Raw genomic sequence first — 7,650 nt, 5'->3', positions numbered from 1 at the left:
GAAAATATATTTACCTGAATTCATAATTTTACACTTTTAAATGTAAAATCATAAACTTTCAAATCAAATCAAAAAATAAAAGAACGTCTATATCCTTATATAAATCAATACATTACAAACAAAAAAAGAAAATTAACGCACCAGTAATAAATGTCAATTTTAAGAAAAACGTATTATCTTCGACCATAAATAAATCATTATGAAATATATCCTTACAACCATTGCACTTTTATTATCGGTATCTCTTTTTTCTCAAGAGGATACTAAGACAACTTATGACAAAAAGGAAGTTTATATCAGCATGCGTGATGGAACGAAATTATTTACGGCCATTTACACTCCAAAAGACATTTCGAAAGACAAAAAATATCCCATTTTAATGGAGAGAACCTGTTATAGTATTGCGCCTTACGGAGAAGAAAAATTCCAAAAACATTTAGGCCCAAATGATTTCTTGCAAAAAGACAAGTATATTTTTGTTTACCAAGACGTAAGAGGTCGATATATGAGTGAAGGCGTTTTTACAAATATGACACCTCAAGTTATCAATAAAACTAAAAAAGATGTTGACGAAAGCACCGATACGTACGACACAATAGATTGGTTAGTCAAAAATGTTACAAATAATAACGGAAAAATAGGACAATACGGTACTTCTTACCCTGGGTTTTATACAGCCGCTGGAACCTTAGCGAATCATCCGGCATTAGTTGCTTCGTCTCCACAAGCTCCAGTCTCTGATTTCTTTTTTGATGATTTTCATCACAATGGAGCTTTTTCAATGGGATATTTTAAAACTTTTCCTGTTTTTGGTGTTCAAAAAACAAAAGCTGAAACTAAGGATTGGTATTCAGACCAAATGATCAAAAGTACTTCCAAAGACGGTTCGATTTTTTACAATGAAATTGGCACACTAAAAGAAGGAGTTGATAAACATTACCCAAATAACTTTTTCATGCAAGAAATGGTTAGCCACCCTAGTTATGATGAATTTTGGCAATCTCGAAATTTACTACCCCATCTAAAAGGAATAAACCATGCTGTTTTGACTGTTGGCGGATGGTTTGATGCCGAAGATTTAGCTGGTGCGCTCAATATTTATAAAACTATTGAAAAAAACAATCCGAAAGCAAAAAACACTATTGTCATGGGACCTTTTTCTCACGGGGGTTGGTCTTATGAATCCGGAAAACACTATCATAACGATATTTATTTTGGAGATAGCATTGCAACATTTTATCAAAAAAATATGGAATACAAATTCTTCAATCATTATTTAAAAGAAAAATCAAAAGATGCTGTAGCACTTCCCGAAGCTTATATGTTTGATACAGGCAAAAAAGAATGGAAAGAATTTGCGAGTTGGCCACCAAAAGAAAGTTCAAAATTCAATTTCTATTTCAATTCCAATGGTAAGTTAGCGTCTGAAAAATCCACAAACAGTTCTTTTTCTGAATATTACAGCGACCCAAACAAGCCTGTGCCGAGTAGCATTAATTATGCCGAATACAATGGCTTCACGCCACGAAATTATATGAGTGAAGACCAACGATTTGCATTGAGTAGACCAGATGTAGTAAGTTTTACAACTGATTATTTAACGGCTGACGTTACGCTAGCTGGCGAAATTATGGCAAAACTAAAAATAGCGACAACAGCAACGGATGCCGATTTTGTGGTAAAACTAATTGATATTTATCCTGCCGATGAACCGCAAAATAAAGATAAACCAAATGTGCTGTATGCTAATTATCATCAGATGGTGAGAAGTGAAGTAATGCCGGCTCGTTTTAGAAACAGTTTTGAAAAACCGGAACCACTGACGCCAGATAAAACTACCGAAGTGAATTTTAGATTACAAGATGTTTTACACACCTTCAAAAAAGGACATAAAATTCAGATACAAATTCAGAGTACCTGGTATCCGTTAGTTGCTGTTAATCCTCAAAATTTTCTAGAAAATCCTTATCTAGCTAAAAAGGAAGATTACACCAAAGCATTCATTAAAATTTTCGATGATAGTTATGTAGAGGTTGACATCATAAAATAAGCATCAAAAAGCTGTCAGAATTGGCAGCTTTTTATTTGACATTAAAATAGTGTATCATCACTTACAATAAACTATTTTTGCATTTCTAAATTAAATTATGAATTATTTATCAGTCGAAAACATCTCTAAATCTTTTGGAGAACGTGTCCTTTTTGAAAACATATCTTTTGGAATCAACAAAGACCAAAAAATTGCCTTCATAGCCAAAAACGGTTCGGGAAAAACCACCATAATGAACATTATCAATGGTTTTGACGAACCTGATACTGGGCAAGTCGTGATTCGAAAAAGCATTCGAATGGCTTTTCTTTCGCAAGACAATAAATTACAAGACGAACTGACGATTGAAGAAAGTATTTTCGCTTCGGATAACGAGAGTTTGAAGGCCATTGAAGCCTACGAAAAAGCTTTGGAAAACCCCGAAGACGAAGATGCCTACCAAAAAGCTTTCGACGGAATGGACCAGCACAATGCTTGGGATTTTGAAACTCAATTCAAACAAATATTGTTCAAATTGAAATTGGAAGATTTCAAATTGAAAGTAAAAAACCTTTCGGGTGGACAGAAAAAAAGATTGTCACTAGCCATTATTTTGATTAACCGTCCTGACTTGTTAATTCTGGATGAACCTACGAATCACTTGGATTTGGAGATGATCGAATGGTTGGAAAGTTATTTTGCCAAAGAAAACATTACGCTGTTTATGGTGACGCACGACCGTTTCTTCTTGGAACGCGTTTGCAACGAAATCATCGAATTGGACAACGGAAAAATATACCAATACAAAGGAAATTACTCTTATTATTTAGAGAAAAAAGAAGAGCGAATCGCTTCCGAAAATTCGAGTGTGGACAAAGCCCAAAACTTGTTCACCAAAGAATTGGAATGGATGCGACGCCAGCCAAAAGCGAGAACAACTAAATCGAAATCGCGTCAGGATGATTTTTATGTGATCAAGGAAAAAGCGCAAAGTCGCCGTCGCGAAAATAAAGTGGAGCTCGAAATCAATATGGAACGAATGGGAAGCAAGATTATCGAGCTTCACAAAATTTCTAAGAAATTCAAGGATCACGTGATTTTGGATAATTTCAGTTTTGATTTTCAACGGGGCGAACGCATTGGAATCATTGGGAAAAATGGAACTGGAAAATCGACTTTCTTGAATTTGTTGACAGGAACCATTCCTTTGGATTCTGGAAAAGTGGTCGTTGGTGAAACCATCAAAATTGGCTATTACACCCAAAGCGGAATCAACCCAAAACCCGGCCAACGTGTGATTGATGTTATCAAGGAATACGGTGAATTTATTCCGTTGACAAAAGGGAGATTGATTTCGGCTTCGCAATTGTTAGAGCGTTTTCTTTTTGACTCCAAAAAACAATACGATTATGTAGAAAAACTGAGCGGTGGCGAGTTAAAACGACTGTATTTGTGTACGGTTTTAATCCAAAATCCGAACTTCTTGATTCTGGATGAACCAACCAATGATTTGGATATTGTAACCCTAAACGTCTTAGAAAGTTTCTTGATGGATTATCCGGGATGTTTGCTTGTGGTATCGCACGACCGTTATTTTATGGACAAAATTGTGGATCAATTATTTGTTTTTAGAGGCCAAGGCGAAATCGAAACGTTCCCCGGAAACTACTCCGATTTTAGATCCTATGAAGACAGTGCCGATGTGGCCCAAAAAGAAGACAACAAAACCGAAAAGAAAGACTGGAAACAAAACAATCCAACCGGAAATTTAACCTTCAACGAGCAAAAAGAATTCCAAAAAATCGAGCGAGAAATGAAGGATTTGGAAATAGATAAAGCCAAAATCGAACAACTTTTCTCCGAAGGAAAAGTAGCCGATGCGGATATTTCTGCCAAAGCCAAAGAACTGGAAAACATCAACAATAAAATTGAAGATCGAGAAGAAAGATGGTTTGAATTGAGTGCGAAGATAGAGGGATAGAATCTTTGTGTAATATGAATAATAAACACCAATAGTTTAGTAGTAATGCTCCGATCAGGCTCAAGCGTCGTGCTTGTGACCACAAACCACAAAGGAAATTACCCAAGAACTACATTTCAGGCGATTTATTAATTAATATTCCTTTGGATTATTTTCAATAAAAAGGATTGGATTTAATAATTCCTACTTCTGCCGCTAACGCAAGCGTCACGCTTGTGCCTATAAATAACGACAACAAAATCTAATTATGTTGTCGTTTTTCATTTTGTAAAATCAGAATTTGTTCCCTAACAATTTTTACTATATTTGCGCTTTAACAAAAACAGTTACAATGAAAAACTTTTTATCCGCACTACTTATCTTGACGTTTTTTATTTCTTGTTCAAAAGACAATGTAGATTATGTTGCCAAAAACGAGCAAGAAATCAAAGACTATATTGCCAAAAACAATTTAACTGCGCAACGAAGCATTACGGGTTTGTATTACATAATTAACGAACCGGGAACAGGAACACAACCCACAGCAACATCAAATGTAACCGTGGCTTATAAAGGCTATTTTACTAATGGAACTGTTTTTGATCAAAGCAGTGCCGCAGGGGTTTCGTTTGGTTTGAATGAAGTGATAAAAGGCTGGACAGAAGGAATTCCCTATTTTAAAACGGGAGGAAACGGAATGTTGTTGATACCAGCTCATTTAGGGTATGGAAGTAGTTCAAAAGGTCCAATTCCTGGAGGTTCTGTCCTTATTTTTGATGTGAAATTAATTTCAGTAAATTAAGAGAACTTTGCAGCGCAACAGCAACAAAAAAACCACAGCAAAATCTATTTTGTTGTGGTTTTTTACTTATAGCTAATTTCCTCTATCTGGGGTTAGAAGGCCTACCAAGCAATCGGATTATAATCTTTCAAGAACTTTCCGCACCAATGTTTTCCTGTATTGATTCCGTCAAACAAAGGATCCATAACTCGTGCAGCACCATCCACAATATCCAAAGGCGGTTGAAAATCTTGTTCTTCCTGTTTTCTTTTGGCTAATGCTGCGGGATCTTCGTCGGTTACCCAACCGGTATCAACGGCGTTCATAAAAATGCCGTCTTTGGCCAAAGTTCCTGCTGCAGTATGTGTCAGCATATTCAAGGCTGCTTTCGCCATATTGGTATGCGGATGTCGGTCTTCCTTGAAATCTCGGTAAAACTTCCCTTCCATAGCCGAAACATTGATGATGTGCTTTTTGCCCGTATTGTCTTTCTTCATCACTTCCGAAAGACGGTTGCACAACACAAAAGGCGCTACCGAATTGACCAATTGCACTTCAATCATTTCGGTGGTTTCTATCTGACCTAATTTCAATCGCCAGCTGTTTACTTTTCGCAAATCGACTTGCTGCAAATCGGCATCGAGTTCCCCTTCCGGAAAAACTTCTTGTGCGACCAATGCATTGTCAAACGAATAGGGAATCTGCGATAATTTGGCGGAAGCCCGCAAACCAATGCCTGGTTCGGGTCCGTGCCAAGTCACTGGCATATTTTCATTCGACGAAAAACCAGTGGTCAACACTTTCAATTCGTCCAAACAATTCGTATGATCCAATAATAATTCTTGGGCTACTTTTGGTAAAGAACGTATTGGACGCTCTTCGTTTTCCATCAAATGGGTATAAAACCCAGCAGGTCTTCTCACGGTTTGCGCCGCATTATTAATCAGAATATCCAATCGACCGTATTTTTGTTCGATGAAATTGCAGAAGATTTCTACACTCGGAATATGTCGTAAATCCAATCCGTGAATTTTCAGGCGATGTCCCCATTCCATAAAATCAGCTTCTTTAGCAAATCGCAAAGCCGAATCCACTGGAAAACGAGTCGTAGCAATAACCATAGCTCCACCACGCAAAAGCATCAATGTAATGTGATACCCAATCTTCAAACGAGAACCTGTAATCACAGCAATTTGTCCGTTGACATCAGCGGTTTGAAAACGTTTGGCATAATTATAATCACCACAATCGGAACACATTGAATCATAAAAATGGTGCATTTTCGTGAACTCTGTTTTGCAGACATAGCAATTTCTAGGCGTTTCTAGTTCCAGTTGTTCTTTGTGTTCCAAATCGTGCGAAGCCAATAATTTTGGTGCAACAAAAATACTTGCTTCCCGAGCCGAACGAATTCCAGTTTCTTTGCGAGCCGTTCTATCTTTCTTTTCCTGTTTGCGTTTGGCTACAGCTTTTCCATCTTTTTTTCGCTTCGCAAATTCATCTCTGTCGGGACGCGAAAATTGTCCGGCGGCTTTGATTAAAGCGATTCGCTGTTCTTTTGGAATATCAAATATTTGATCCGTATCCGTATTTAATTGTGCCAAAATAGCAATACATCGGTCAATTTCTTCCGAAGTTAGGGTGGTTTTATTTTCTGTTGCTTCCATCATCATTATAAAAAAGAGGTATTTTTATTAGCAAAAATACCAAGGTTGCAAATGTAGTTTTAAATTTTGGGTACTATTCAATTTAGCATTTTAATAAAAGTTGTTTCACAAAGATTCACAGAGTAATCCCAGATAATCGCAAAGTTTAGTTTTTAGTTTTCTAAAATTTAAATAATCTCTGTGTATCTTCGCATTTTCTTTGCGATATAATCTCTATGCTATTCCAAATCAAATCCTACCTCAAATTCCTTTGGAATTCCAAAAACGAACACGCCGTGCATTCGCCATTTGTGTTTAATTTGATTACCAAATGTTTTTATGACAAGAAACCAAAACCTGACCCGATCGGGAGCGAACAGGCGAAGCAATATGCTATTTTAAAAGAGTATAGAAATTCACTTCTAGAAAACAAAAACACGATTGAAGTAACTGATTTTGGAGCAGGTTCCAAAGTTTTTAAATCGAATACAAGGCAAATTGGCAAGATTGCCAAAACGGCTGGAATTAGTTCAAAACGTGCCGAATTATTGTTTCGAATTACAAATTATTTTCAGCCAACGACGATTTTAGAAATTGGCACTTCGTTGGGATTAGCCACTTCTGCCTTGGCTTTGGGAAACCCAAAAGCTTCCATCACAACATTGGAAGGTTGTCCAGAAACGGCAAAAATTGCCCAATTGCAATTAGCAAAACTGTCATCCCGAGCGCAGTCGAGGGACAATTTCAAAAATGTAAAATCTGTTGTAACCGAATTTTCAACATACTTCACCACTTCCAACTTCCAACTTCTAACTACTAACCTCATTTACTTCGATGGCAATCATTCTAAAACTGCGACTTTAGAATATTTTGAGTTTTTATTACATACAATTTGTAATGAAACACTTTGGATTTTCGACGACATTCATTGGTCGTCCGAAATGGAAGAAGCTTGGGAACAAATAAAAAATCATCCAAGAGTAACTGTAACCATCGACACTTTTCAATGGGGATTGGTTTTCTTTAGACGAGAACAACCCAAAGAGCATTTTGTAATTCGCATATAATACCTTTTAATATTTATTAAATAGTCCAATAGATTGGGACATAAAAAAAATGACGATCATTGCTGACCGTCATTTTCTCGAATTAATAACTTGATTGTCCGTTTTTAGTCATAACCCTGTAATGCTTGCTATTACTAGCCTATCGAATAATTTTTCTTCAAAATACC

5 protein-coding genes are annotated in these 7,650 nt (G+C 36.6%); 4 read left to right on the top strand and 1 reads right to left on the bottom strand.

What is annotated here, in order from left to right:
* Window positions 1-199 precede the first annotated feature (199 nt).
* From FNW17_RS16045 to FNW17_RS16035, 3 genes are all read left to right on the top strand, one after another.
* Window positions 200-2,050 (top strand): CocE/NonD family hydrolase, encoded by a 1,851-nt coding sequence (locus FNW17_RS16045; RefSeq protein ID WP_144072191.1) that lies wholly within the window; start codon window positions 200-202, stop codon window positions 2,048-2,050.
* Window positions 2,051-2,147: 97 nt separating this feature from the next.
* Window positions 2,148-4,010 carry an ABC-F family ATP-binding cassette domain-containing protein gene (locus FNW17_RS16040; protein WP_143390965.1) on the top strand — a complete coding sequence of 621 codons (1,863 nt, stop codon included), beginning with the start codon at window positions 2,148-2,150 and terminating at the stop codon, window positions 4,008-4,010.
* A gap of 331 nt (window positions 4,011-4,341) precedes the next feature.
* The gene (locus tag FNW17_RS16035; RefSeq protein WP_143390966.1) at window positions 4,342-4,791 is read left to right on the top strand and encodes an FKBP-type peptidyl-prolyl cis-trans isomerase; all 450 of its coding nucleotides are present in this window, start codon (window positions 4,342-4,344) and stop codon (window positions 4,789-4,791) included.
* A gap of 101 nt (window positions 4,792-4,892) precedes the next feature.
* On the opposite strand, the gene FNW17_RS16030 is transcribed toward FNW17_RS16035, so the two are convergent.
* A complete protein-coding gene (locus FNW17_RS16030) occupies window positions 4,893-6,437 on the bottom strand; it encodes an SDR family NAD(P)-dependent oxidoreductase (RefSeq protein ID WP_235893299.1) in 1,545 nt (514 codons plus the stop codon).
* A gap of 215 nt (window positions 6,438-6,652) precedes the next feature.
* Here FNW17_RS16030 and FNW17_RS16025 point away from each other — a divergent pair, with 215 nt between their 5' ends.
* Entirely contained in the window at window positions 6,653-7,483 is an 831-nt protein-coding gene (locus FNW17_RS16025) for an O-methyltransferase (RefSeq protein ID WP_144072190.1), read from the top strand.
* Window positions 7,484-7,650: the final 167 nt, after the last annotated feature.

The organism is Flavobacterium franklandianum (assembly GCF_007097365.1).
Classification (GTDB): domain Bacteria; phylum Bacteroidota; class Bacteroidia; order Flavobacteriales; family Flavobacteriaceae; genus Flavobacterium; species Flavobacterium franklandianum.
The sequence above is the reverse complement of the archived record's forward strand: the minus strand, read 5'-3'. Positions and strand labels throughout refer to the sequence as shown.